Origin of the sequence: Sulfitobacter sp. AS59 (assembly GCF_038899995.1) — a bacterium.
GTDB lineage: Bacteria > Pseudomonadota > Alphaproteobacteria > Rhodobacterales > Rhodobacteraceae > Sulfitobacter.
Window position 1 is genome coordinate 28,357 of the sequence record NZ_JBBMQK010000010.1, and the last position, 25,966, is coordinate 54,322.

Annotated in this window: 26 protein-coding genes; 17 read left to right on the plus strand and 9 right to left on the minus strand. The window is 54.3% G+C overall.

Annotated elements, in window-relative coordinates; genetic code table 11:
* Nucleotides 1-70 precede the first annotated feature (70 nt).
* Entirely contained in the window at nucleotides 71-640 is a 570-nt protein-coding gene (locus tag WNY39_RS16640; protein WP_342847347.1) for a TetR/AcrR family transcriptional regulator, read from the minus strand.
* Between the two features lie 207 nt (nucleotides 641-847).
* On the opposite strand from WNY39_RS16640, the gene WNY39_RS16645 reads away from it, so the two are divergent.
* From WNY39_RS16645 to WNY39_RS16655, 3 genes are read left to right on the plus strand one after another with little or no spacing between them, the layout of a single operon-like run.
* Nucleotides 848-1,372: a PaaI family thioesterase gene (locus tag WNY39_RS16645; RefSeq protein WP_342847349.1), complete on the plus strand. Its 525-nt coding sequence runs from the start codon at nucleotides 848-850 to the stop codon at nucleotides 1,370-1,372.
* A 4-nt stretch (nucleotides 1,373-1,376) separates the two neighbouring features.
* Nucleotides 1,377-2,528 carry an MFS transporter gene (locus WNY39_RS16650; protein ID WP_342847350.1) on the plus strand — a complete coding sequence of 384 codons (1,152 nt, stop codon included), beginning with the start codon at nucleotides 1,377-1,379 and terminating at the stop codon, nucleotides 2,526-2,528.
* A 28-nt stretch (nucleotides 2,529-2,556) separates the two neighbouring features.
* Nucleotides 2,557-3,408: an alpha/beta hydrolase gene (locus WNY39_RS16655; protein WP_342847352.1), complete on the plus strand. Its 852-nt coding sequence runs from the start codon at nucleotides 2,557-2,559 to the stop codon at nucleotides 3,406-3,408.
* A gap of 136 nt (nucleotides 3,409-3,544) precedes the next feature.
* Here the strand turns inward: WNY39_RS16655 and WNY39_RS16660 are convergent, their stop codons facing one another.
* Together WNY39_RS16660 and WNY39_RS16665 are read right to left on the minus strand one after the other, a co-directional pair.
* On the minus strand, nucleotides 3,545-4,096 hold the full coding sequence (locus WNY39_RS16660) for a YaeQ family protein (protein WP_342847353.1): 552 nt from the start codon (nucleotides 4,094-4,096) through the stop codon (nucleotides 3,545-3,547).
* Between the two features lie 250 nt (nucleotides 4,097-4,346).
* Complete coding sequence (locus WNY39_RS16665; protein WP_342847354.1) at nucleotides 4,347-5,405, minus strand: prolyl oligopeptidase family serine peptidase; 1,059 nt, start codon at nucleotides 5,403-5,405, stop codon at nucleotides 4,347-4,349.
* 293 nt (nucleotides 5,406-5,698) lie between these two features.
* Here WNY39_RS16665 and WNY39_RS16670 point away from each other — a divergent pair, with 293 nt between their 5' ends.
* Nucleotides 5,699-6,565: a helix-turn-helix domain-containing protein gene (locus tag WNY39_RS16670; RefSeq protein WP_342847355.1), complete on the plus strand. Its 867-nt coding sequence runs from the start codon at nucleotides 5,699-5,701 to the stop codon at nucleotides 6,563-6,565.
* A gap of 105 nt (nucleotides 6,566-6,670) precedes the next feature.
* Here the strand turns inward: WNY39_RS16670 and WNY39_RS16675 are convergent, their stop codons facing one another.
* Nucleotides 6,671-7,168 (minus strand): lactoylglutathione lyase family protein, encoded by a 498-nt coding sequence (locus tag WNY39_RS16675; RefSeq protein ID WP_342847357.1) that lies wholly within the window; start codon nucleotides 7,166-7,168, stop codon nucleotides 6,671-6,673.
* A 98-nt stretch (nucleotides 7,169-7,266) separates the two neighbouring features.
* On the opposite strand from WNY39_RS16675, the gene WNY39_RS16680 reads away from it, so the two are divergent.
* The gene (locus WNY39_RS16680; RefSeq protein ID WP_342847427.1) at nucleotides 7,267-8,157 is read left to right on the plus strand and encodes a LysR family transcriptional regulator; all 891 of its coding nucleotides are present in this window, start codon (nucleotides 7,267-7,269) and stop codon (nucleotides 8,155-8,157) included.
* Between the two features lie 94 nt (nucleotides 8,158-8,251).
* On the opposite strand, the gene WNY39_RS16685 is transcribed toward WNY39_RS16680, so the two are convergent.
* Together WNY39_RS16685 and WNY39_RS16690 are read right to left on the minus strand one after the other, a co-directional pair.
* Nucleotides 8,252-9,145, minus strand: coding sequence for an MBL fold metallo-hydrolase (locus WNY39_RS16685; RefSeq protein WP_342847359.1), 894 nt, complete (start codon nucleotides 9,143-9,145; stop codon nucleotides 8,252-8,254).
* Nucleotides 9,146-9,171: 26 nt separating this feature from the next.
* Nucleotides 9,172-9,813 carry a DsbA family protein gene (locus tag WNY39_RS16690; protein ID WP_342847361.1) on the minus strand — a complete coding sequence of 214 codons (642 nt, stop codon included), beginning with the start codon at nucleotides 9,811-9,813 and terminating at the stop codon, nucleotides 9,172-9,174.
* 96 nt (nucleotides 9,814-9,909) lie between these two features.
* Here WNY39_RS16690 and WNY39_RS16695 point away from each other — a divergent pair, with 96 nt between their 5' ends.
* The 8 genes from WNY39_RS16695 to rlmF all read left to right on the plus strand — a co-directional run bounded on the left by WNY39_RS16695 (nucleotide 9,910) and on the right by rlmF (nucleotide 19,079).
* A complete protein-coding gene (locus WNY39_RS16695; protein ID WP_342847362.1) occupies nucleotides 9,910-10,818 on the plus strand; it encodes a LysR family transcriptional regulator in 909 nt (302 codons plus the stop codon).
* Between the two features lie 153 nt (nucleotides 10,819-10,971).
* Nucleotides 10,972-11,919: a LysR substrate-binding domain-containing protein gene (locus WNY39_RS16700; protein WP_342847429.1), complete on the plus strand. Its 948-nt coding sequence runs from the start codon at nucleotides 10,972-10,974 to the stop codon at nucleotides 11,917-11,919.
* 139 nt (nucleotides 11,920-12,058) lie between these two features.
* Nucleotides 12,059-13,570, plus strand: a complete 1,512-nt coding sequence (locus WNY39_RS16705; RefSeq protein ID WP_342847431.1) for an amidase — start codon at nucleotides 12,059-12,061, stop codon at nucleotides 13,568-13,570.
* Complete coding sequence (locus WNY39_RS16710) at nucleotides 13,554-14,858, plus strand: TRAP transporter large permease (protein ID WP_342847364.1); 1,305 nt, start codon at nucleotides 13,554-13,556, stop codon at nucleotides 14,856-14,858. The genes WNY39_RS16705 and WNY39_RS16710 overlap by 17 nt, the downstream gene beginning before the upstream one ends.
* A gap of 23 nt (nucleotides 14,859-14,881) precedes the next feature.
* Nucleotides 14,882-15,856 (plus strand): TRAP transporter substrate-binding protein, encoded by a 975-nt coding sequence (locus WNY39_RS16715; protein WP_341235414.1) that lies wholly within the window; start codon nucleotides 14,882-14,884, stop codon nucleotides 15,854-15,856.
* A 60-nt stretch (nucleotides 15,857-15,916) separates the two neighbouring features.
* Nucleotides 15,917-16,444, plus strand: a complete 528-nt coding sequence (locus WNY39_RS16720; protein WP_342847365.1) for a TRAP transporter small permease subunit — start codon at nucleotides 15,917-15,919, stop codon at nucleotides 16,442-16,444.
* Between the two features lie 71 nt (nucleotides 16,445-16,515).
* Nucleotides 16,516-17,907 carry an FAD-linked oxidase C-terminal domain-containing protein gene (locus WNY39_RS16725; protein ID WP_342847367.1) on the plus strand — a complete coding sequence of 464 codons (1,392 nt, stop codon included), beginning with the start codon at nucleotides 16,516-16,518 and terminating at the stop codon, nucleotides 17,905-17,907.
* Between the two features lie 242 nt (nucleotides 17,908-18,149).
* On the plus strand, nucleotides 18,150-19,079 hold the full coding sequence (gene rlmF / locus WNY39_RS16730; RefSeq protein WP_342847368.1) for a 23S rRNA (adenine(1618)-N(6))-methyltransferase RlmF: 930 nt from the start codon (nucleotides 18,150-18,152) through the stop codon (nucleotides 19,077-19,079).
* 90 nt (nucleotides 19,080-19,169) lie between these two features.
* Here rlmF and WNY39_RS16735 read toward each other — a convergent pair whose 3' ends face one another.
* A complete protein-coding gene (locus WNY39_RS16735; protein WP_342847369.1) occupies nucleotides 19,170-20,291 on the minus strand; it encodes a pyridoxal phosphate-dependent aminotransferase in 1,122 nt (373 codons plus the stop codon).
* Between the two features lie 41 nt (nucleotides 20,292-20,332).
* Here WNY39_RS16735 and WNY39_RS16740 point away from each other — a divergent pair, with 41 nt between their 5' ends.
* Entirely contained in the window at nucleotides 20,333-21,091 is a 759-nt protein-coding gene (locus WNY39_RS16740) for an N-acyl homoserine lactonase family protein (RefSeq protein ID WP_342847370.1), read from the plus strand.
* Here the strand turns inward: WNY39_RS16740 and WNY39_RS16745 are convergent.
* Together WNY39_RS16745 and WNY39_RS16750 are read right to left on the minus strand one after the other, a co-directional pair.
* A complete protein-coding gene (locus tag WNY39_RS16745; RefSeq protein WP_342847371.1) occupies nucleotides 21,088-21,822 on the minus strand; it encodes an SDR family oxidoreductase in 735 nt (244 codons plus the stop codon). The genes WNY39_RS16740 and WNY39_RS16745 overlap by 4 nt on opposite strands.
* A gap of 133 nt (nucleotides 21,823-21,955) precedes the next feature.
* Entirely contained in the window at nucleotides 21,956-22,444 is a 489-nt protein-coding gene (locus WNY39_RS16750) for an efflux RND transporter periplasmic adaptor subunit (RefSeq protein ID WP_342847433.1), read from the minus strand.
* A 616-nt stretch (nucleotides 22,445-23,060) separates the two neighbouring features.
* Here WNY39_RS16750 and WNY39_RS16755 point away from each other — a divergent pair.
* From WNY39_RS16755 to WNY39_RS16765, 3 genes are all read left to right on the plus strand, one after another.
* Nucleotides 23,061-23,819 carry a ParA family protein gene (locus WNY39_RS16755; RefSeq protein ID WP_342847373.1) on the plus strand — a complete coding sequence of 253 codons (759 nt, stop codon included), beginning with the start codon at nucleotides 23,061-23,063 and terminating at the stop codon, nucleotides 23,817-23,819.
* Nucleotides 23,812-24,423 (plus strand): hypothetical protein, encoded by a 612-nt coding sequence (locus WNY39_RS16760; protein WP_342847374.1) that lies wholly within the window; start codon nucleotides 23,812-23,814, stop codon nucleotides 24,421-24,423. Before WNY39_RS16755 ends, WNY39_RS16760 begins: the two co-directional genes overlap by 8 nt.
* A 432-nt stretch (nucleotides 24,424-24,855) precedes the next feature.
* Nucleotides 24,856-25,917 carry a replication initiator protein A gene (locus WNY39_RS16765; protein WP_341235626.1) on the plus strand — a complete coding sequence of 354 codons (1,062 nt, stop codon included), beginning with the start codon at nucleotides 24,856-24,858 and terminating at the stop codon, nucleotides 25,915-25,917.
* The last annotated feature ends 49 nt before the right edge of the window (nucleotides 25,918-25,966 follow it).

The following is a 25,966-nucleotide window of genomic DNA, read 5'->3' on the forward strand; positions in this document are numbered from 1 at the left end:
TTTTCGAAGCTGGTCAATCTAGCGCGAACCAGCATTCTTGACCAAATCCGTTTCCTGCAAAAACCGTTCTCTATTCACTATGGTTCTGGATCGCGGGTAATTTTGCCGCCGTCAGGATCTCTTGCTGCAAGTCTTCGTCGTTGACAGAACGGGCCAAAATCAATGCGCCAATCATCTGCGACATTGTTTGAATGGCCTCTGCCCGACTGTCAGGTTTGTCGCCAAGTGCTTGGGCTAAGAATTCGATTTGCTGCGCGACGGCTGCATTGAAAACGTTCTGCAATGCTGGGCGCTGGCGGTTTGCTTCAGCAGCCAGCGTGGCATAGGCACAGCCCTGCCCGACCGCAGAAAGATGTTGAGGCGACAAGTACCACGCCTTAAGTGCGGCCACCGGGTCGCTCTCCCCTTCTGTCGTCTTGGCCCAGAGATCGAAGTTATCATTCAAGGCCTGCTCGGTCGCTTCACATTCAAGCGCCTCCTTATTCTCGAACTGTTTATAAAAACCGCCTTGGGTCATCCCCGCAGCTTTCATCAGGCTTGCGATGCCGATGCCATCATAGCCGTGCGTGCGAAACTGCTCACTGGCCGTACGCACAACGTTTTGGCGGTTCTTCTTTGCGATCTCGCGGCTCACTCTCATCTGTTTTGCCCCTTTTGTTAACGTGACCCCTGCCCCCGCAGCGGGATTGGCCGCCGGTTCGGCGCGATAAGATATCGAACGACATCTAACGTGACGTAACATAGATTACAATCACACTCTATTATTGACTCATTTAGATTATGATCGCACGCTTAATGCACACCCTCCCACTGGAGGCTCAACCTTTGCCTTACCGAGGACCAAGCCATGCAAGATGTTAAAAACGCCGATCAGAAATTCACCCCAAGTATTATGCCCGACGTCCCTTTCGGAATTGCCCGCCCTGAACAGGTAATCGGGCTTTCAGGACTCGAGGCCATTCGTTCAATCCCAACGGGTGCTTTGCCTGCGCCCCCGATGGCACGGACCTTGCAGCAGTGGATCGAGACTGCTGAAAAAGGCCGCGCGGAGTTTCGCGGCAATCCATCGCAAGAGTACCTGAACCCCATGGGCCTTGTGCACGGCGGCTGGACAATGGCGTTGTTGGACAGCGCAATGGGCTGTGCGGTGCAAACCATTCTGGACGCGGGCGAAATCTATGTGTCGCTTGGCACCGAGGTCAAATTTCTACGCCCCATCACAGCAAAAATGGGACAGGTCCGCGCCATCGGCACAGTGATTGACCGCACACGGCAAACCGCCTCAGCCGAAGCACGCGTCGAGGACCAATCAGGCCGAATTCTGGCAACAGGCACAACCACATGTTTTCTAAGCCTTGTCAAAAAGGGTTAGTTTGATGCCCGTCCTCGCCCTTATGACCGTGCCTTTTGTATTTACTTTGGGTGGGTTCGTCTTTGTCGGTTTGCTTGAACCGATGGCAGCATCGCTTGGCGTCTCAATTGCGAAGGTGGCCACACTTCAAGCAGGGTATGCATTTGCTTGTGCGATATGCGGACCGCTTATCGCTCACGTGACCCGCAATTGGCGTAAAAAACCTTTGCTGCTGGCGACCTTGGCCTTCTTGGCAGTGGTGAACGGATGGTCGGCCATTGCACCGGACTATGCCACTTTGATGGGAACGCGCATATTGATCGGCGGCCTGGGTGCGCTTGCGGTACCGCTGGCCGTTGCAATGGGCGTTGCCGCTGCCCCAGCGGAGAAACGCGCAAAGACCATCGCTGCAATCTATGCAGGTGTTGTGTTGGCGCTGATGATCGGCATTCCTGCGGGATCAGTGATTGGCGGGCTATTCGACTGGCGGGCCAGCCTGTGGATGACATCCACATTCTGCGTCGTTTCCCTTGTACTGGTTGCCATCCATGTCCCAAACTTGGCTGCCAATGTGGTGCCAAAAGGTGCCAGCTCTATGCCTGCGCGGTCTTACGGATATCTTGCTGTCACATTGCTGGCCTTCACCGCCATGTTTTCCATGGTTGGTTTCATCGGACCGGTAATTTCAGCACTGACAGGTTTTGGTGCCTATGGGATCGCCGGTTTACAGGTTCTGATTGGTCTGTCGGGCTTTGTCGGGCTGCGCATTGGGGCCACCCTTGCCACACATCCCACGCAGAAAGGGCTACCGCTGCTCTTTGCCGGGATCGCTTTGGGTTTGGCTATTCTGGTCTATCCGCTCTCGATCGGGACGGCTTCCGTTTACGGGCTTGTGGCAATGGTGTTGAGCATCCTGATCGCGCCCACCTCACAGTTTGGCACTGCCCCGATTGTCCAAAGCCGCCTCGCCCACGCAGCGGGACCAGCCGCAACCTTCGCGCTCGCGATGAACGGGTCCATGGTCTACCTCGGCCAGGGGCTTGGCGTGGCCTGCGGCGCCTTTGCCATCGCGCAATGGGGGCTGGCCGCAGCCCCGGTGACGGGCGCTTTTTTCGCTCTTCTTGGCGTTGCCCTGTCTCTCGGAATGCACCGCGCCACCCGGACACACCCCTCTTGAAACTACACTTCAACCGAAAGGAAACCCTATGTCACTGGACATAAATAAGTCGAATGAAACAAATTTTGCGCAGGTCGGCGATGTACAAATTGCGTGGCGCAGCACGGGCCAAGGTCAGCCTTTACTGATGCTCAACCGCTTTCGCGCAGCCATAGACGACTGGGATCCGCAGTTAATCGCCGCTTTGGCGCGCACATACCAAGTCATCACCTTTGACAGTGCCGGTGTCGCCGCAAGCGGGGGCAATGTTCCAGACACGCTGGAAGGCGCTGCAGATATCGCGATTGGATTAGCGCAAGCCATTGGGCTGGACAGGCCACATGTGCTGGGCTGGTCCATGGGCGGCATGATTGCCCAGATCCTCGCCGCCAAATACGGCGACCAGATCGGCGGCGTTATCCTTGCTGGAACCACCCCGAGCTTTGCATTGGAAGGTACGGTGCCAACGGCTCAGGAATGGCTTGCGACAGCGACAAAGGAGGTAAACACACCCGAAGACATGCAGTTTTTGTTTTATGCCGACACCGAAACCAGCCGCAGCGCTGGCCTGTCATCGCTTGCGCGTATCGGCCAAGGGGATGCAGCCGCAGGCGCAGCGTCCAAAACGACGATGCAAACTGTTGCCGCGCAGGGGGCTGCCACGCGCAAATTCTTTTTCGGAGAGGACGGCGCATTCAAACAGTTGGGTAAAATTAACGTCCCGGTTCTTGTGGCAAATGGCGATCAGGACAGGGCATTCGCAGTCGAGAACTCGATTGCACTGGTGCGCGCAATACCTAAGGCGCGGCTGGCCATCTATCCTGATGCGGGTCACGCGTTCCTTTTTCAGCACGCCGATCAGTTTGCGCAGGACGTGACCCAGTTTCTATCTGAGATCTAAATTAGCTCTAAGCGTGGTGCATTTGCTTTTTAAGGTGGATGCACCATTGTGTGGGATATCTCTGCGCAGTCAACGCCAATGACGGGTTAAGCAACGAAGGTGATTATTCTCTAGTCCGTGGCAGAACAGTCCAACGCTAGTTTTGGTCGCCGCCCTTCCATTTTACGGGGGTGACGTAGACAACGCTGTCATCGACACTCACCATCACGTCGCCGTCCTGAATATTCACCTGCAGCTTCATTGCGCGGCTTGCCAGGTTTGCCAGTGCGCCTGTATCGGTCTCGGAAAAGTTTACCACTTGAAGATTGTCAAAACGGGTGGTGCTGTTTTTGATCTTATCCCACCACATCTCGGCGGTCCTGCCGCCGTAAGAATAGACCACCACCTTGCCGGCTTTACCGCAAGACTGCCGCACCACCTTCTCGCTTGGAAGTCCGAGAGCCACCCACACATCAAGCTCTCCACTCAGGCTCTTTTGCCAGATGTCAGGCTCGTCATCGGTTGAAAGGCCCTTGGTCATTTCCAAGTGTTCGTGGGCATTCAGCGCAAAAGCAACAATGCGGACCATCAGCCGTTCGTCCGTCTCGGAAGGATGCTTGGCCACGGTCAGTTTATGGACCTCGTAATAATGACGATCCATGTCGGAGACTGAGAGTTCAATTTTGTAAATGGTGGCATTTTGCGCCATGGTGTTTCCCAATCTTCTAAAGATTGGAATGCCTACTCCGTCTGGCGACCTTTGGAAAGCTGATACAAAAGTAACGCCTATCTACATAGTGCCTGCACTACGCGGGCCCATGGCGGGCCTTCGTTGAGGGCACCGTGCCACGGGTGAACTTTCCGAAAGCGAACGTTGTTGGATCGCCCAGCATTATGAGACCCAAATGCCCGCAATGCGCGAACCAAACAGCCGTCTGCATTCAGTTTGCCATGGGCTGTTAGATGTGCCCCTCCAGATACGCAACGATGGCATTTGACAGCTCGCGGTGAATCTCCACACGCGGGCGGCCGCCAGCATCATCGCAAAGCGGATCAAGCTCGCCTTCGTCAATCAAGATCTGTGCGCCCCGTGGTTTGCACCGCGCCAGAAAGCTAAAATGGGCCGCGTCCCCGACCACAGTGTAATGCGCCTTGGGTATCAAATCGGACGCCGCGCGCGCGTAAACCCCAACGGGAATAGTTTCCTCATTACCAAGGTTGATCACCAACATCGGGATATCGATCTGTTTAAGGCTTTGTTCCGTCATCGTTTCAACGATACCGGGGTCGATAATGACGGCCGTTGTGATCCGAGGGTCGCGCAAATCCTGTGCCGCTGGCGACAGATCAAAGTCGTGTAAATTGATGCCAAAATGGGCCAGAAATGCGCAATCGGACATGCCGTGATCCGTTTCATCGCAAAAGCCTTGCAACAGGTCAGGATCAACACGCGCACCCGCTGTCGCCATCGTCGTATATCCGCCCGCCGAAAACCCCAAGATCGAGATATTGTCCGTATCGATATAAGGATATGTCGCAGCGTTTGCAGTAATTTCATCCAGAACCGCGGACACATCGGCAGGGCGTTCCCAAACGCGTATCGCGGCTTCGGCAGATGCATTCCCGGTCGTGGTTCCCGGATGGTTTGGCAGAACAACAACGAAGCCTGCTTGCGCAAGTTCTGACGCAATCCAGCCAAACTGGCCTGCATTACCGCCTGCCCCATGCGAGATAATAACCATCGGAAAGCGGCCCGTTTGATGTGGCGCATTGCGGCCGGCGGGCGTGCCATAGAAAACACCGTTCCCACCAACTGTGATGGCTTTGCCGCCCGGTGTTGCGGGGTACCAGATGTTGAATTCAATGTCTGTGCCACGGATTGGCGCGGGCGCGGCACCATAGGTGATCCCGGCGGCCCCATCATAAGCGGGGCGCGTGAGATCGTAGGCCACCCAGCCTGACAATCCGAGGACAGTGGCAAATGCGGCTGCTTTGGCAAGTGTTTTGAATTTCGACATCGGTTTTCTCCTTAGGTGTCGGATGAGTGATGCCGTTGTTGTGACGGAAATGCTTATAACCAGCGTCCTAGAACGCGTTTGAGGTCGTGCTGAAACGCGTTCTAGGATAAATATCACCGCAATAGTTCCCCAGAATGAGCGCGCATTTCATGCTGTTTGTCCCCCTTCCGTTGTTCGCCACTTTGTTTCTGGTGTTGTTGCTGTGCCGTTTTGTGTTGAACCGGGACATGACATTGCGCGCCCATCAGTTATTCGCGGGCCTTTTGGCGCTATACGCAGTGCAGTCGCTTTTGGTGTCGCTGCGTTGGGGCTATGAGATTGAGGGCGTCGCGCCCTACCTGATCGTATTGGCTCCGGTGTTACCTGCCGTGGCTTACCTTTCTTATGCTGCACTTGCAGGGGGCCAGACGGGACGCACGTTATGGCCGCTGGCCGTGATTGGATTGAACTGGGTCGCATTTGCAGTGCTGCCTGTCATTCCAGACCCGCTTATTTTGGTGACCTATCTTGGTTTTGGTTTTCTGCTGCTTGGATTGTGGTGGAAGGGCGCGGATGCGTTATCGCTGTCGCCCATAAACGATGCACGTGAAATCCGTTTCGCGATGTTTCTGACGGGCGCTGCCTTGGTTGTTTCAGGGCTGACGGACATCTTTCTGGTTGTCGATTTCATCCGAAATGAAGGGCGCAACGCGGGGCTGATTTTGACCTTTGTCCAAACCGGGTTTGTTATCGTGATTGGCTTGGCGGCGTCCTTTGGGCGCGCGGCGACTTTGCCGGAGCAAGAAGACGACTCCATTGCGCCGCCCCCCCAGCCGACCGAGCATGACAGCGAAATCATCGCACGGCTCGAAAGGCTTTTTGCTCAAGACAGGCTGCACCGAGATGAAGACCTCAGTTTGAGACGCCTCGCGCGTCGGCTTGGCTTGCCAGACCGTCAGGTATCAAATGCAATCAACCGAGTTCGAGGCATAAGCGTGTCGCAGTTCGTGAATGATTTTCGCATTCAGGACGCCTGTTTGCTTTTGAGGACGACAGACAAACCGGTGCTTGAGATCTCACTGGCTGCAGGGTTCGCAACGAAATCCAACTTCAACCGAGAATTTCTGCGTGTGACTTCGCAAACGCCATCAAGTTGGCGCAAGAAGAACCCATCTCCATAAACCTAAGGCGTTGCTCCCTCACAGCCGCCCTTAGTGAAAGTCGCGACGACTTATAAGGACCCTAAGTGCCGACACTCACTTGCAACGTGAATGCCGGCTTCTGGCTCAGGAGTATGCGCCGTTAGAGTATGTCAGTTCATAGCTATGGCTGTAGAGCTCAAAGACGATCCCAAATGGGTCTTCGATATAAACCATGCGATATGGTTTTTCGTCGGGAAAATATTCGCGAACGGGCATGCGCTGCTTGCCGCCAGCCGCGACGATTTTTGCCAGCAGATCCTCAAGGTTCGGGTCCTGAATAGCAAAGTGAAACGTGCCATGTTGCCTGAAGTTGAGGTTATCATCCGGGGCTTCGTGCCCTTCAAATTCGAACAGTTCAAACCCGATACGATCAGCCGTCGCTAAGTGGGCGATGCGCATGCGCCCCCAACCTTTGCCAAAAACGTCCGAGCACATCTGGCCAATGTCGCTGTCGTCTTCGACAATGACCGTAGGTTCCATAATGACATAGAAGCCAAGAACGTCGCCGTAAAATTTGATCGCCTTGTCCAAATCTGGAACAGACAGACCAATATGAGAGAATGAGCGTGGTGTCGGTTGCATAGTGTTTCCTTTCAAGAGTGTTGAAAAAGAAATAGATGGACTACGCCCGCATTAAAAATTATCATTTCGTATGATTTCCATAACATTTTGAGATGGTGATGCTAAACGCCACGTGGCTGGATACCTTTACGACGCTGTGTGACGTCGGACATTTCACGCGGACGGCAGAGTTGTTGGGGATGACCCAGCCAGGCGTATCGCAACATCTGAACAAACTCGCGTCCCAAGTCGGAAAACCGCTGATATCAAAGGATGGAAAGTCCTTCACACTCACCCCCGCTGGAGAAGCCGTGCTGGCCATTGGCCGTGCACGTCGTCAGCAAGAGCGCGAACTGCAAGACACCATCAATTTTGATGATCCAGACGTCGGCAACATCAGCATTGGGTGTTCGGGCAGCTTTGCCATGTGGCTGTATCCGCATATTCTTGACCGGATGCATCACGCGCCAGAGCTTGTGATAGGTGTTACGGCTGCCCCCCACATGAGCATTGTGACATCCGTTCTGAATGGTGAGTTTGATCTGGGGATCGTCGCTGAACCGATCAACCACCCCCGGCTGGACGCAATTGAATTGGCCCGAGAGGAGTTATGTTTGGTTGTTCCGCGATCCCTCGCCGGACAAGATATTGACCTCCACCGCCTGAACGAGCTTGGATTTGTAGCGCATCCAGACGGGTACGCATATGCGGATGATCTCTTTTCGCTGAACTTCCCAAAAGACTTCAAAGGCGCTGACCGGTTGAGGGTAAGGACCTTCGTCAACCAGATCGGCCAAATCCCCATCCCAGTAGCCGAGGGGCTGGGATACACAATATTGCCAAAATCCGGCGTGGATGCCTTTGCCAGAAAGCAGGAGCTGGCAGTCATTCAACTTCCGAAACAACGCCACCACGATCTATGGATGATTTCCCGCAAGGGTCGGAGTGAAATCGCGCGTGTCGCTGCATTGAGCAACTCTATTCGCGATGCGGCAACTGCTTTGGGGTGACATCTCTTAGAAGAGAGCGGCCAGGCATTCCCGGCCGCTCTCATTTAATTTTATTTTGCAAGTTGCCTGCGCCTCGAAAGGGATCAGGCGCGGGTTATCCCCACTTCATCTCACCGGTCAAAACCTTGGCGCCGACGTTCAATGCAACGCCCATGCCCAGATTGGGATAACGGGCTGTCATTGCAGCGATCAGGTCTTCGGAGCCGTCGGCCTTGTCGAGTTCCTCTTCCAATGCCAGAAGATACCCCTTCGTGAACTCCACGGCTTCAAGGCCCATCGGTGCATCCGGCGTCATGTGACCGGGCACGACAACCTGCGGGTTGCGGGCGATGATGACGTCCAGATTGGCGACCCATGCGGCGCGCTGTTCCTTGGTCGGTGTGTCTGCAGTCCAGACATGGGTGCCGGAAAAGACCATTACGCCACCGAACACGGCTTGCAGATCCTCGACCCAGAGGTAGCGGCGGTTGTCCAGCCCGTCGGCTGGGACAATCTCGATCTCATGGCCATCCACCGTCAGGGTCGTGCTGTCGTCGGCCGCCGGAATGATGACGTCATTAACCGACGCCGGACCGTTTTCGCCCAATTGCGGGCCCCAGGTTTCGACCTTTTTCGCCACATTGGCATTGATGGCCGCGACGGTTTCGCTGGCTGCAATAACGCGGGCCTCGGGGAAGGCTTCGGTGATCGGGCGCAGGCTGAAGTAGAAATCAGGGTCGCTCTGGCTGATATAGATCGTGGTCAGGATCTTGCCCGTTGCTTTGATTTCCTCGGCCAGTGCGCGACCGTCCGGAAGGGTAAAGCCGCCGTCGATCAATACGGCCTCGGTGTCGCCTTGGATCAGAACGGGCGCACGGAAAAAGCCGTTTTCGCCAGCGGGAAAATGTGTCCAGGTCAGGCCGTTCGCATCTGCAAAGGAGATGCCGGGTACAATCAGGGCGGCTGCCCCGGCGGCGGTTGTGAGTTTCAGCATGTTTCTGCGGTTCATTGTATTGTCCTTTCGTTAAAGTGGGATCAGGTCAGCCCGAGGGCGGCGAGCACCGTATCGGGTCCGGAATAAAGTGTGCTGGCGTCTAGCCCGCGGCGGGTGCCATCGACCTCGGCAATCAGGGAGGGCACGCCCTGCATATTGTAGGTCTCCATCAGGTCGCGAGCCTTTGCGGTGCGATCGCGCAGCTGCTCTGCAAGGGCGGCATCGGGGCTCAGAACCCGCGCAGATGCGTCCACAAGACCGAGGTTTTCAAGCAAGCTTGCCACAACAGCAGCGGATGTCACATCCTTGCCGTCTACATAGCGCGCCGTCTGAATAGCGGCCAGCACCTCGATCACCCGTTCCGGCGCTGTGTCGGCCACAGCCGTGACGGCCAGCGTCGCCACGGTGGAATCCAGTAGCGCATCTTCGGCACCCAACACCTTGTTGCGGTAGGCATCGGAGAACTGGCGACCACTCAGCGCGGCAATGCGCTGGTCGTTGGCCCATGCTTGCGCTGCAAAGCTTTTCATTGGCCGCGCGCCGCTGCCGGCGAACAACCCGGTGGCCTGTGGCTGCAGGTCAACATCAGGATGTTTTGCAAGCGTGCCGATGGTTCCCGAGGCACCGTAGCACCAGCCGCAAAGCGGGTCGAAAAGGTAATGCAGTGTCACTGTCTGTATCATGGTGTATCTCCTTGGACATGTATATAGGCGCATCTATTGTCCGCGATAAGACAAACGATTTTGACAGTCCGTATGCCAAAGGTTAACAGTGAGATTATGGCCAAATCACACAACCTCAACCGGCTGGCCTATTTTGCGGCCGTGGTCGAAACTGGGTCCTTTACCAATGCCGCAGACCGCCTTGGCGTGACCAAGGCCGTGGTCAGCAGCCAGGTGACGCAATTGGAACAAGAGCTCAAGGCGACGCTATTGGTACGCAACACGCGCAAGGTCAGCGCCACAGAGGCAGGTCAGCTTTTCTACACACGATGCACGTCGATCCTGAACGAGGCAGAAGAAGCCTTTAGCGAACTGTCGCAACTGTCAGAACAGCCCGTGGGCACATTGCGCATGACGGCCCCGAATGATTACGGCACGGCGATCGTAGCCCCGCTTGTCGCCGCGTTTCGACGCGAATACCCCGATTGCCGGGTCGAGCTGTATCTGGGCGATGGTCATAGCGATCTTATGGCGGGTGATCTGGATCTGGCCATTCGGGTTGGGTGGCTTCGCGACTCGACCCTGTTGGCACGTAAGATGGGCGGTTTCAGGCAGCTTCTTGTCGGCACGAGCGACAGCCCCGGTCAGTTCGATCATATCCACCACCCGAATGATCTTTCGGCTGTATCGTTCGTCGCAAACAAGGCGCTACCCGACCCTCTGAATTGGCTGTTCGAAAACTCTGCCAGCGAAACGGTTTCCGTCAAATTGCAAAGCGACCTTTCAATCGACAGTGCGCCCGCGATCATGGCCGCCGTAAAGGAGGGAGCAGGTCTGGCCATCCTGCCGGATTACCTGGTCCGTGACCATTTGGTGTCGGGCGCACTGACCCATGTGCTGCCCGATTGGCATCTGCCTGAAGGGGGCATCTTTGTGGTTCTTCCTGCGTCAAAGTTCCGCGCCGCGAAGGTGTCTGTATTCACGGAAATGCTGCGGCACGCGGAAAGGAGTCGAGGCAGTGGTTGAGCGGCCAGTCGGCGACCGCATGACTTGACGTGTCCTAAATTGTCGCCAACCCACTTTTCTCAACCGCAGAGAACGCTCAAACCGATATCGATCTGCAAGGCCGTTCTGTGATAAGAGTATATCGTTCAGTCACAAATCCAGCGAGTAACGGCTATTTCAAATAATGATTTCCAGAAGGCCATAACGCTGCGCCACTTGCGCGTAATAGCTGCCTTGTCCGACCTAAAACTGGTTGCGCGGGTGTCGGAGGAGCTTAACGTAACTCAACCCGCTGTCTCCAAGCAGATTGCAGAGCTGGAAAAAATCGTCGGCGTTCCGATCGTGACCCGCGATCGGAACCGCCTTTTCTTGACGGCAATAGGGCGGCGTCTGGTAGACCATGCCAAGCAAGCTCTCAATCAGCTTGATCGGGCTGCCTTCGATATTGAAGCCATGGCGAGCGGGATTTCGGGTGCCGTTACTGTTGGCGTCGTCAGTTCTGTCGCCCCTACCCTTTTGCCCGGCACTATTGCGCTCTTCAAAAGCAGCACGCCGCAGGCAAGCATCTCGGTCAAAGAGGGGCATTTCGTAGAACTTCTTCCAGAGTTGCAAGGTGGCGCGTTAGATTTGCTGATCGCCAGAATCTGGCAGCCCCGGGAGCTCTCTGGCATTGAACAGCTAAAGCTTTTTGCGGAACCGATTGTCGTCGTTGCAGGCCGCAATCACCCGCTGGCAAGGCAGCCCGACATTGAGTGGAGCGAAGTCGTCGATTTCCCTTGGATTATGCCGCAGGCAAATTCGGTTGCTCGGCGGGCGGTCGATGCACTCTTTGCCGAAAGCGGACTGGCACCACCGGCGAATACGATTGCCTCTCTCTCTTTGATGCTGAATCTCGCATTGTTGGATGCAATTCCCGCACTGGGGCTGATGCCGCAACGCCTTGCCCAGTCCCATGCGGCACGCGGAGACATCGTTACACTTCCGCTGGACACGCGGGGATTTCTGTCCGAGGTCCGATGCTTCTGGCGAAGCGGCCAAGAAGAGGCCAATCATGCGTTGTCGTTTTTTCTTAAATGCTTACGGAAAACAACTGAGGATCTAAAAACCATTCCTTTTGGTTAACGTTATAGGTCAATCTTTCATTATTTTTCCTGTCAGCCCCGTATTATCATAACTTCAGTCATTTTCTTGGGAGGGACAAAGTGACTAAGTTGAGTATGCGAGATATGTCATCGGTGCGGGGATGAGTGTGGCCGGATTGATGGCCCTCTCGGCGCGAGATGTCCTCCGACGATTTGCGGATCGCAGGCTAACGCCGACGGATTACCTTGCGGTGTGTCTTGAGCGCATTTCCAAAGTGAATCCCAAGATAAATGCCCTGACAGCTATAGATACGGAACGTGCGGTCTTAGAGGCGGCGCAGGCATCCAGCCGGTGGAACGCTGGAACCCCTAAGGGGCCGCTCGACGGGTTGCCCATTGGCGTAAAGGATCTTCAAGATACCGAAGGGTTGCTAACGAGCCATGGTAGCCCACGAATGCGGAGCTATGTGCCAAAAAGTGATTTTCCGATGGTTGCGCGGCTACGTGACGCCGGAGCGATCATTCTGGCAAAAACAAACGTTCCTGAGTGTGGCGCCGGCGGTAACAGCCGTAATCCGGTTTGGGGTGCCACGGCCAATCCGTTTGACGCCAACCTGATCGCCGGCGGCTCTTCTGGCGGATCTGCGGCGGCGCTGGCGGCAAATCTCTTACCTGTATGCACTGGGTCAGACACTGGTGGCTCGCTCAGATTGCCTGCCGCGCTCTGCGGGATCGTCGGATTTCGCCCATCGGTAGACGTGATTGCGCATCCGACCCGACCGCTGGGGTGGTCAGGTGTTTCGGTTCTTGGCCCGATGACCCGTACCGTGGGTGATCTGACATTGATCTTGAGCACATCACATGGGTACCACCCTGACGATCCGCTATCAGCACACTACCCGGAGGCCAGATTTACGACCTTGCCAAACGTCGACCTTAGCACCTTGCGGGTCGGTTACAGTGAGGATTTCGGGGGCGCACCAGTAGACCCGGCTATTCGGGAAACATTCCGCGATCGGATCGAGAAGATTGCACCCCACGTTCGAGACTGCCGCCCGGTTGATCTCAATCTCGGAAATATGGACCGATGCTTTGACATCCTGCGTGCCGAGAGCTTCTTGGCCGCCTTCGGCGAGGTGACCAAAACCGAGCCCACAGCCTTTGGCCCGGATATTCAAACGAATGTCGAGCTGGGCCGCTCCATGTCTTTGGCGGATCGGGCATGGGCGCATGCCGAGCAAACGCGCATTCTGCGTCGCTTCAACGCGCTGATGCAGGGTTTTGATGTTATCCTTCTGCCGACCGCACCGGTATCCCCGTTCCCTTGGACCCAAGGTCATGCAACCGAGATCGAGGGGCAGAGCATGGATATCTACTATCGTTGGTTGGCCCTGACCTATCGCGGATCACTGGCGGGCGGGCCATCGATCACCCTGCCCTGCGGTCGCGACCCCCACGGCATGCCCTTCGGACTTCAGGTTCTGGGCGCTGTCCGCAGCGACGAAGCGTTGCTGGCTGCGGCCAAATCGCTGGAAACACTCTTTGCGGGAAATCCGGACATGGCGCGGCCCTGCCCTGATATGACAAGCCTCACACCGTCAGGCATAGACTTACGTTCAATCGTAACACACCCGCCGATCATGGACCGAGATGTTCAATCCAAGACGGCCCCCCTTGGAACGGCAGTTTAGCACTATGTACTTTATTCCGATCATCTTCATTCTCTTGCTGATTAGCGGCACTGCCTTTGCCTATCTCATGGGTGCGGTATCCGTTCTTACCTTTGTCGCAGTCGATAAAACGCAGTTTCTCTCCATCCTGCCGCAGCGTATCTTTGCCCAGCTTGATGTCTTTGCCTTTATGGCGATGCCGCTGTTCATCCTGACCGCCGAGATCATGAGCCGCGCGGGCGTCACCCGCAGCCTGATTGATTTTGCCATGTCCATTGTCGGTCGGTTTCGCGGTGGACTGGGCCATGTGAACATCCTGACCAGCGTATTCTTTGCGGGCATCTCGGGGTCGGCCATCGCGGATAGCGCAGCTTTGTCGCGCACATTTGTGCCGGAAATGAAGGCACGCGGTTACGACCCTTACTATGCAGGCGCGATCACGGCGGCCTCTTCGATGATCGGACCGATCATTCCGCCGTCGATCATTATGATTATTTATGGCGGCCTGACCGGTGCCTCGGTTGCGGCACTGTTTATCGCGGGGGTCATACCTGGTCTGGTGTTGGCTGTATCGCTCATGGTGTTGAACGCGATCATTGCGCATATAAAGGGACATCCGGGGGGTGCCTCTGACGATCTACCGCGCTTTTTGCCCAGCTTGTTGAACGCGGCACCGGCCCTGTGCCTACCCATTGTGATCCTTGGCTCGCTTGTCTTTGGATTGGCAACCCCCACCGAAGGATCGGCAATCGCAGTCGTCTTCGCGCTGCTGGCGGGCCAGTTCTATAAAGGACTAAACTGGCGCATGATCTTTGACGCGGTCGAGGCCACGGCCAAGATGACTGGCACGATCTTTATCATTCTCGCGGCGATTTCGGTGTTGGGCTATCTGGCAGGCCAATTAGGTTGGTCCAGTGCGCTGGCCAACTGGGTAGAATCCTTCGGGCTGACCGGTACGAAATATCTGTTCTTCCTTGTGGGTATCTTCTTGATCGCAGGCATGTTCATGGACACCCCCGTGGCCCTGACCCTGCTGATCCCGTTGTTCGCCCCCCAAGCGATGGAGCAAGGCATTAGCCCGATCCACCTTGGCATCGTGCTGTGCTTCAATCTGTGTGTCGGCCTGATCACGCCACCCTTGGGCAAATGCCTTGTGGTCGTATCAGCGCTGACCAACCTCAATTACTGGCGGCTGGCCTATGCGGTGCTGCCCTTCATTCTTGTTCAGGTGCTGCTGTTGCTGGCGCTGGTCTACTGGCCGGCACTCAGCCTCACGCTGCCGCGCCTGTTCGGATTTTCTGTGAATTAACTAAACCAAAGGGAGGAAAACCAATGAAACTCAAGGCACTTACACTGGCGACGCTGCTCGCCATGGCCACATCTGCATCCGCAGAGGTCAAAATTGCATTAGACGGGAAACCAGACCTCGAACAATCAGGGTCCTACAACTGGTCTTTTGCCTTTGCCAAGGCGTTGAACGAAGGCGGCATGGAGACACGTGAAATGCCACGTGGTTCCGTCGGCAACGAAGCCGAGAAATTCGATCAGGTCTCAACCGGTCTGCTGGAAATCTCGATGTCCGACGTGCGCGCCGTCGCACAGGTCGAACCGTTCATCTACGGCATCCGTTTGCCTTATGTCTTCGACAACATTGAACATATGGATCGGGCTTTGGCGGCGGGGGATGTTTACACCCGTGTCAACGAAAGCCTCGCTGCGCAAGACGCGATCCTGCTGGCGCTGGCACCGCTTGGACCAGCTTCGGGTGTGATCACCACAACGCAAGCCGTGCGGTCGCCGTCCGATATGTCCAGCCTGCGTATGCGGGCCTTGGATGATGCACAAATCGCGATGTACGAAGCATGGGGTTCAAGCGGTACAATCGTGCCTTGGGGCGAAGTGCCTGCCGGTCTGCAAACCGGCGTGATTGACGGCTATCTGAATTCGCCCTTCGTACCTGTGATGTTTGGCCAGACCGATTTCGTCAAAAACTTTGCCACGGCTGATGTGATCTGGCCACTGCGCGCCGTTATCGCATCAAAAGACTGGTACGATGGTTTGTCCGATGCAGACCGCGCGACTGTGGATGCGGCTGTTGTGACCGCAGACGCTGCAGCGCGCGCATGGTTGGGCGAAGCTGCCGAAAAAGGCCTGACAGCGCTTGAGGAAAAGGGCGTGACAGTTCAGCGCCTGACGGCAGAAGAACGTGCCGTGTTCCGCGAGGCTTCCTTGCCCGTGTACAATACGGATCTGATGTCTGCAGAAGACACCGCGCTGTGGAAAAAACTGTCTGACGAGAACCGCTAATCCAACGGGCGGGACGCTATACCTGCGCCCCGCCCAAATCAAAAACCAGAGAGAAAAAACATGCGTCACTACATCATCAGCATCAGTGATCGTTTGCATCAGCTCATGCGCCGCGTTTCCGTATTTGCGGTATGCCTGATGTTCCTAACGGTGGTTGTGCAAATCATTGCACGCTATGTTTTTTCATCCCCACCTGTCTGGACTGAAGATGTCGCCCGCTATGCGATGGTCTGGACCGGATTGATGGGGGCCACGCTGTCGTTCAAAACCCAAGCCGATGCGGTTTTGATGGAAAGCGTGTTTCCAAAGCCACCGCATGCTCTGGCGGTCTTTTCAAAAGCCATCCAAAGTGCCGCGGTTCTTACCTTTATCCTGCCGGTGATCTATTTTTGCTTCATCGGACTAAGGGGTGGTTTTGCAAAGGGATACCTTGCGCGGCAATCTGGTCTGACGGCAGATACCCTCGGGATTCCGATGGTATGGATTTCCGTGGCCGTGCCAATCTCTATGATTATCATTTTGCTGCACCTCTTTGCCAGATGGGCTGGTGATGAAACCGCAGAGCCCGCCAATACACAACTGGATTGAGCCGGCACGGATAAGAAGACGGCTGCGCGCGCGCAACGCGCCCAAATCTGATGGAAATCAAGGACACCAATATGACTACGGACCACACCGATCTTGCACTTTCTGCCTTGAAGGAAATGCTGGGCGAGCGGCTTTCAACTGGCGAGTCCATCCTCGAACTTCATAGTCATGATGAGGCGTATTCCGAACCTGCCCTACCCGACGCTGTAGCCTTTCCTGAGACCACCCAAGAGGTGAGCGAGATCATGAAGATCTGTTCCCGCTATGGTGTTCCGGTCGTCCCTTTCGGTATTGGCACCTCGCTTGAAGGTCACGTGATTCCAATTCACGGGGGAATTAGTGTGGATACCAGCCGCATGAACAAGATTTTGGAAATTCACGAAAGCGATCTGGATGCAGTCGTTCAGCCTGGTGTGTCGCGATCAAAGCTTAACGAGGAGCTGCGCGCGACCGGGCTGATGTTCACTGTAGACCCTGGCGCGGATGCAACACTTGGTGGCATGGCCGCCACGCGGGCGTCCGGCACCAATACAGTGCGTTATGGCACCATGCGCGAGAATGTTCTGGCACTCGAAGTTGTGCTACCGGATGGCACAATCATCCATACCGGATCGCGCGCCCGCAAATCCTCGGCGGGATATGACCTGACGCATCTGTTTGTCGGCTCTGAAGGTACTCTTGGTATCATCACGCAGTTGACGGTACGACTGTTCGGACAGCCCGACACAATTCTCGCGGCAACCTGTTCGTTCGAGACTGTCGATAACGCGGTGAATTCCGTGATTATGGCCATCCAGATGGGTATCCCGATGGCGAGGATAGAATTGCTGGACGAAGTTCAAATGGAAGGGATGAACATATTCAATCCCGATCTGAACCTGCCAGAAAAACCACATCTGTTCCTTGAGTTTCATGGGTCGCAAGCCGGTGTAAAGGAACAGGTTGAACTGTTTGAAAGCGTTGCCGAAGAATTTGACGTGGGCAGCTTTCAGTGGGCAACCAAGGCCGAAGATCGCAATCGGCTGTGGACCGCACGTCACAACGCTTATTATGCTGGAAAATCCCTTAAAAAGGGCTGTGAGGGCCTCATCACCGATTGCTGTGTGCCAATTTCAACTTTGGCCGGCTGTATCGCCAGATCAAAGGAATTGGTCGCAGAGTCTGGGTTGATTGCCCCGATTGTAGGTCATGTAGGTGATGGCAATTTCCACCTGATGATCCTGTTCGACCCGAATATTCCCGACGAACTTACTGCGGCGAAATCGCTGGCCGCAAAGGTGAACCATGTCGCGCTGTCATATGGCGGCACAGTCACGGGAGAACACGGTGTAGGCACCGGTAAGAAGAGCTATATGGCTAAGGAGCACGGTGCGGCTTACGCGCTTATGGCGGTCCTGAAACGTGCGGTTGATCCCGGAAATATCATGAACCCCGGCAAGACTGTCGAGGTTACTGACGCATAGCTGGGCCTTTCCAGCGCAATATCCAGAACCCTCACACTGAGGGCATGGCCAGTGGCATAGCAAGTCGAGGGGCAACCTGCGCCACGCGGCAGATCGGTTCGACCCCGCAGACATCTTTTTGCGACTTCGTCGAAGGTCGGTTTTCCCTGTTACCCTATTAATTTTGCTATTTATAGATAAGGGTTTAAATTCAACACGCGGTCTGGCAAGTCACCTCAACCAACTTTAACAAAGGCTTTCCCATGGCCAATAAAACCAAGCTGCACCCTCGCAACCGACACAGGGACGGCTACGATTTTGCGCGGTTGGTGGCGGATTCACCTGAACTTGAGGCTTTTACGGTCAGTAACCCTGTCGGTCAGACGACAATTGATTTTCAGGACGCGGGGGCGGTGCGTATGCTTAATCGGGCGCTGCTAAAGACCTATTACAGCACTAATTATTGGGATATCCCTGCCAATTATCTATGCCCTCCAATCCCCGGTCGTGTCGACTACATCCATTATCTGGCGGACCTTCTTGCCTCCAGCAACAACCAAGAAATCCCGCGCGGGCCTAATATCAAAGCGCTAGACATCGGTACCGGTGCCAGCTTGGTATACCCCCTTACAGGCCAGAGCGAATACGGCTGGCACTTCACTGGCGTCGATATTGATCCGGCCGCTCTCAAATCGGCGCAGCAAATTTGCCAATCCAACAAGTTAAACGTCACCCTGAGACAACAAAAAAACCGCGAGGACATCTTTCGAGGTGTGATCAAACCCGACGATGTTTTTCACGTCACCCTATGCAACCCGCCGTTCCATGCATCTATCGAAAAAGCGACGAGAGGCACCCAACGCAAGTGGAGTAATCTTGGCAAAGGGCAGTCCAAAAAGCTGAATTTCGGCGGTCAAAATGCCGAGCTTTGGTGCCCTGGTGGCGAGATCAAGTTTATCGCCCGCATGGTTGAACAGAGCATGGAGTTCGCCGACCAATGCCTTTGGTTTAGCTCACTGGTATCGAAAAAGGACAACCTCCAGCCACTTCACAGAATTTTAGGCAAAGCCAAAGTCGCTGACTTTAAAGTAGTCGAAATGGCACAAGGCCAAAAAACGAGCCGTTTCATTGCTTGGACTTACATTAAGAAAAGCCAACGATCTTTGTTCCTGAAAGGGAGTAAGCCAAGATAGCGGCCCCAGTGGGGAGCAGGTCAGTGGAAGCGCGCAGTGAGGCCGATCATCTGCATCGGCCGCTGCGCTCTAAAAGAGCCTATTTCCGTATCACCATTTAGCAAGCAACTCTGACATACGGGAAAGTCCAAGTTCAAGCTTGGCTGAGGCCCCTCCCCCAACCCCCATCCTGATGTGGTTCGAGAGCCCATATGCGCTGCCCGGAAGTAAAAACGTCTTGTAAGGCTCTGCAAGAAGGCGTTTCGCAAATAGATCTCCGTCAATACCTGCTGACAGTCTTGCCAACCCTATCAAACCGGCCTCTGGCCGATGCCAGGACAGTTTCGGTTCAGAGGTGATGTAACGATCCAGATACTCAAGCGTCGCGATGCTGTCACGGCGTGCGTCGTCCAATGCTTTGCTTAGCCGGTCTGGGCGCAGTGCAACTTCGGCTATCACTTCGCCCATGACGTTCATGATCTCGCTACTGTTTTCACGCAGGATGATCGCATCCATCACCATGTTTTTATCTTGGCAAACAAGCCAACCAGTGCGCAAGCCCTGCAGCCCCAGTGCCTTTGAAACGCTGCCGGTCGTGATCCCGCGCTCATAAATACCGGCGATTGATGGGGCTCTGTCTGCGGTCCACTCGAGCCCGGCGTAAACCTCATCGATAATCAGCCAAGCCCCGACCTTGTCAGCCATCTGCGCAATCCGGCGCAGATCCTGTGCGCTCAGCAACTTTCCAGTCGGGTTGTTTGGATTGGTTAGAAAAATCAGTTTGGTATTTTCAGTGATCAGGTTTTCCAATTGATCCAGCGGCAAATCCCAGCCATTTGCCTCGTCTCTTTTCACCAGTTTGACCTGCGCCTGCCGCGCCTTGGCCAATACCTCAATCTGCGGCCAGCCAGGTGTTTCAGTGATGATCTCGTCCCCTGGCTGAACAAGCTGCATAAACGCCAAATAGTTCGCTTCTGCGGCCCCAGCGGTGATCACAACGTCATCTGCTGTACACAGCCCAGCCAACCCCGCCTGATCAATGACCCGTTGCCGCAACTCAGGTAAACCCCGAAAGGATTTAAGGTTCCAGTCAAGCGACATGTCTGGATCAAGATCATCCAGAAAGTCACCTAGCTTCGGCGGTTCAGCCAGCGAAAAGCCGATGAACGCTTCAGGATCAGCCTGAGTCGTATCAAGCAGGTATTGGAACAATGTGTGAATCTTGACTTTCATCTGGAACCCATGCTGCATGAATAAAACATGAGGTGAACCCTATGCCCGCCAAGAATTTTTTAAAAGGACGCCCTGTTTCCCTGCAAGTTCTGGATTACGGGTTGTTCAAGGTGCATGCGAACGATCGGATCATCGGCATTTGTGGGTTTTTGATCCAGACAGACGCCGGTGAATCCGTTTTGGTTGATACGGGATTTCCTGAAAAATATGCCAAAGACAAAGAAGCGGCGACCAACGAGGATAGGTTATATGAGTTTGGTGAAGTTCTAGAATGTGAAATGACAAATATGCCGGCGCATCAGCTTAATCTCGCAGGGGTTAAGCCAAATCAGGTTGACCTGCATATTCTGACCCATACCCACATCGACCACGTCGGCGGTCTGGGTGATTTCCCGCAGGCACCGATTTTGGTTTCTGGTGCAGAACGGCGTTTACCCAAGCCGTTGTATTGGGGCAATGTGCAGCCGCTTGAATGGCCTGATCAGGACTATCTGGTGATTGAAGATGATATCCAGATCGGCCCCGGATTTCGCGTTCTGACTGTGCCAGGTCATGCACCAGGTCAGTTGGCACTCCTGCTGGAACTGCCCGAAACCGGCCCAGTATTACTGACCAGTGATGCCATCTCTCGCCCTGCAGAAATCGAAGGAAAATTTGTCGGCTCTTGGGATGAGCCTAAGGCGATTGCCAGCGCTGACCGTTTGATGCAATTGGCCAACGATACCGGAGCATTTGTGATCTATGGCCATTCTCCTGAGCAATGGCCATCGCTCAGGAAATCGCCAGAGGCGTACTATTAACGCACATCCCGCCCTTGGTTGAGAATAATGATATTCCCGCTGGAAATGTCTCCGGCAGATGAAATCAGAAACCCAACCCAGTCGGCAACTTCACTCGGTTCCATCGCTCGCCCGTGCGGCATCTTAGAGATCGCCTGCTGCAACACATCCTCTGTCAGCACATCGAACAACGGTGTGACGGTCATTGCCGGAGCAATGGAATTGACGGCAATTTTATCCGTCGCATAGCGGCGCGCAAGATCCTTGGTCAACGTGTCCATTGCCGCTTTGCTGGCGCGATAATGTGGTGGGTCGAAGGCGTCAAAATTATAGGCCCCGTTGGATGAAATGTTTACGATCTTGCGAACGCCCGCGCGGCCTATCATCAAAGGAATGACTTCTTGGCAGCAATAGAACATCGAGTTGAAGTTAATCGCCATCTGGCTGTCCAGTTCCTGCGCCGGGATATTTGGAAAGTCTGACATCAGGCAGGTACCGGCATTATTAACCAAAGCGTCCACGCCCCCATGCTGAGTTTTGATAGCGGAAAACGCTTCCGCTACTGCGGAGGGATCAGTCAAATCTACTGTTAGATCACTGAAATTTGGGCCTACAAAATGCGCAGTTTCTTCCAACCGCTCAGCGGAGACATCCAATCCTATTACCGTCAAACCGTCTTGTATCAGCTTGTGGCAAATCGCACGCCCCATTCCGCCGCCGGCTCCTGTGACGACTGCGACTTTTTCTGTCATGATGATCTCCGACCCCGATTTTTATAGTTAAAAACGTTAGGTTTGGGCGGCCAGATTGTAAAGGTGACAGGCACATCGGGACACCGTGGTAGAGGGTTTCGCTACGATCATAGGAGTTCTCTTAGGGCCGTCCTTACAATCCGCCGATCTCGATTTTGCAATCAATACCCGCGACCAATTTCCCCTCGGGGTTATCCAATCTCAGGCGCACGCCAAATGTATCACTTGCCGCGTCAAATACGCGGTCGATCACAATCACTTCGGCTTCGTACTCTCCGCCGATGGGGGCGGCGGGTTTGACCTTGGCGATCTGGCCAACCTTTACGTTTTTGAAAAGCTCAGTGGGCAAAAACACCTCGATATGCAGCGGATCGATGCGGGCAATTTGGATAATCGGGGCCTGCGCAAATACGTATTCGCCGGGCCCAATCATGCGAGTGATGACAATCCCGTCGACGGGCGCGTGAATGTCACGTCTTGCCAGTTGCGCGGCGACGCGGGTTTCATCCAAGGCGGCGAGCCGTTTTTCAAATTCCGCCTGACGCAGTTCAAGGATCGCCTGTTGATGTTGGCTGACGGCTGAATCGACGATGGATTGCGGGACTAGGTTTTTAGCCCCCAGATCTTAAATTGCCGCCATGCACCGGCCTTCGCCGCGCGGCGATGCAAAGATGCGCTGACATCAGACATAGCGGTCTCGGCTTATCGATGTTATGATTTTAAGACGCCCTTCTCGAACCAAAGGGACAAGAATTGAGCATTTTCTTGGTGCACCGAATCTAGACACTTTGATTTTGACCGGATTTGGAAGCGACGGTGTCGTCAGATCCATCGGTTTGGGGAAATTTCCGTGGATTCGGACACCTCACGTAAGATGCGGGGAGTATCTTGCGCTGAACTATGCCTCATAAGCTCCATAACGATCCTTAAGATGCCGTCTCAATCCAAAACTACCATGTGGGTACCATCACAAGTTATGGTTTTTATATGGACACAATTATTTACACATCAACAGATATGCAAAACTACAAACCGGCACTTCAACACATTGCAGACTTACAACTCAGCACATTTACAACTCGATAACGTACACTTTTACGCAAATACATTATGCACATCTACATTCTCACATTTTGCCATATTGCTTTCGTACACACTTACACGTAATACTGTTTACAAGCCTTCATTCTTACAGAAAGGCATTGCAGCAATTTTACATATTTACATGAGGCATCGAAATGCTGGTCATCACCTTGATCAATCAAAAAGGCGGCGCAGGAAAATCGACGATTGCCCGCGGTCTGCTGAGCGCGGCGAGCGCGGCAGGGATTTCTTGCGGGTTTCTGGATACAGATAAGACCGAAAATCTTGTGCAGTGGGCAGGGCGCGCGACAGTCGCTGGCAACTGGAGCGATAAAGTTGAAGCTTTCAAAACGCTTAACCCGCAAGAAGCCCGCGAAATGGTTCTGGATTTGGAAGACGAAGGCGATCTGGACCTTTTCATCGTCGATACCCCGGGCGACGCAAACGAGCTGCATGATCAATTGGCCACTGTGTCCGATTTGATTCTGTGCCCCATTCAGCCATCCACCAGCGATCTTTCTACTGCCGTCGGTACGGCAAATTGGATGTACCGGATGCGGACCAGGGTAGAGGACCCGACTGCGCTTCCTCCGTTCCGGGCGGCGATTAACCGCGTTGGTTCAAAACCGACGAAAACAGAATCCGGGGTGATGTTGCATGCTCGGGCGAATAAGCTGGTCGGGGACGGTAAATCCCCGCCTGTTGAAAAGCTTAAGTTCGTGCCGCGCTACGTACAGCAGCGCGACGCATATCGCCGGATGGACGAAGAAGGCTTGCTGGACCGCATGATCCAGACCGAGAAAACGCGTAAAGAAAGATATTTTAAGAACCCCAAGCACTTGCAAGATGCCTTGGACGAGATGACCGAGTTTTTGGATCTTTGTCTTGAGATAGCGGAGGCGAACAATGGTTAAACGTAAAAGAGTTCCACTGCAGCTTAAGGGAACCGATGAACAATATTTTCGGACCAAAGAGATTATCGGCAAGCCCGACCCAGTAGAAGAGGGCAGGGCGGTTGAACCTGAAAAACCCGTTGAGAAACAAACACCGGCCAAGGCTGAGCCGGCAAAGAAACCAGAACTGGTCAAGCGCGCTGCCCCTTCGAAACCCGCGCGACCCAAGCCCAGCTTAAAAACTGAGCAGGATGAAGATCCTTCAAAGGGTGAAATTGTCAGCCGGATTATCCACTTGGGTGTGCCACTGACCAAACGCCTACATGATACGGCCGAGAAATTCGGTGTCCCAATTGATGATCTTTTATATGCCGCCCGAAAAAAGACCATCGCAAATTTCCGCCGCCGTATTGCAGTGACCAAGAAGCCCACGGTTGATGAGTTTGAAAAAGGTGGGGAAACCTTGAGGGTCGCTGTGTCGCTTTCTCAAGACGAGATGGACCGCCTGCGCAACTGGTATGATCCCCTTGATATCGGATTGGCGACCAAAGTCGTATCGCCATTGATGACAGCCTCTTTCCGAGCCGAAGTTAAAGTCATCTGTGATGGGGCGGATGCCGACTAACTTTCTTAGCCCTGTGGTTCGGTTAGTCTGGATGGATTCGCTTGCTTGTTTATGCGCAGCCTTATTTCATTGCATATCTATGGGATATCAAAGGCGGATAAGCCTAAATCTGTAGAGTGTTATATATGTGTTATAAAGGGTGTTAGGGCTCTGAATTGGTATGGTAACTAATTGAGATCAAATACCTATTCAAAACATGGCGTGTGTGAAGTCACGATTATATGTGTGTGAACTCACAAAACTACGTGTGCGGAGTCACGACGAGGCCCAATGTGTGGGTGAAATCACGAAAAACCTTGACCCCGTGTGTGAAATCACGAAATCTGTGACTCGATTCGACTCTTTCTATTGGTAACACGATTCTTAGCAGGGTGTGTGTGAAATCACGAAAGTGTAGGGATTTGTGTGTAAAAACACGAAAAGGGAAATAGTGTGGGTGAAATCACGAAAGAAATCAGATCACCGCTTTTGCCAGATCGGCAGGAGCAGGGGGACTTCTTTGTCTGCGATATCTTTGATGCGGCTCCCAAGGGCGATATGGCATCGATGGCGCACCCTATTTTTTCTCTCTCTACAAAACCTGATCACCGCGTTCGCAGATATGAAGATGAGACAGGAAAGAACTATCTTGAGGTAAAACCCTCGAGCGAGGGTGTGGCGACGATCCATGACAGGGATGTCCTGATTTACTGTATCAGCCAGATTATGGCGGCCCTTAACGAGGGCAGGCAGGTGTCGCGGACCGTACGATTGCGTGCGTTTGACCTGTTAAAGGCGACAAACCGCGTCACGGATGGGCGCGGATATGATGCTTTGAAAAGCGCGCTTACCCGCCTGCAAGGCACGCAGATCGAAACGAATATTGTCACCGGTGGCACGGAACAGATGGACCTGTTCAGTATTATCGACCGCGCCCGCATCGTGCGCCAAACCCGCGATGGCCGGATGCAAGAGATCGAAGTGCAATTATCCGATTGGGTTTTCAACGCGATCCAAGCCCAAGAGGTGCTGACCCTTCACCGGAATTATTTCCGGCTGAGGAAGCCGCTTGAAAGACGTATCTATGAAATTGCGCGCAAGCATTGCGGGCGTCAGAAGTCTTGGCGTGTATCTTTGGAAGTGTTGCAGCGGAAATGTGGGTCGACCTCCACGAGCCGCGAGTTCAAACGCCTTGTGGGCAGCATCGTTGCCCAAGACGAAAGCCATGATCACATGCCAGACTATGCGGTACGTCTGGATGGGAATTTCATGGTTTTCCAAAATCGGGGAACCATGGTTAAGGAAGGGCCGGTCAATGATGAAATCAGCAGCATCAAATTATCGCCTCAGGCATATGAAGCCGCGCGTGAAGCCGCACCAGGGTGGGATGTCTATCACCTCGAGCAGGAGTGGCGCACTTGGATGGATGACGGGGGTTTGGATGCGCCCAAGATCCCAGACAAAGCATTTGTCGGCTTCAGTCGGAAGTGGTTTGAAAAGCGCGGGCGTCCGTAGGTTGATGTTGCCGGGAACGCGCTGCGGGTACCCCCTTTGACAGAAGGAT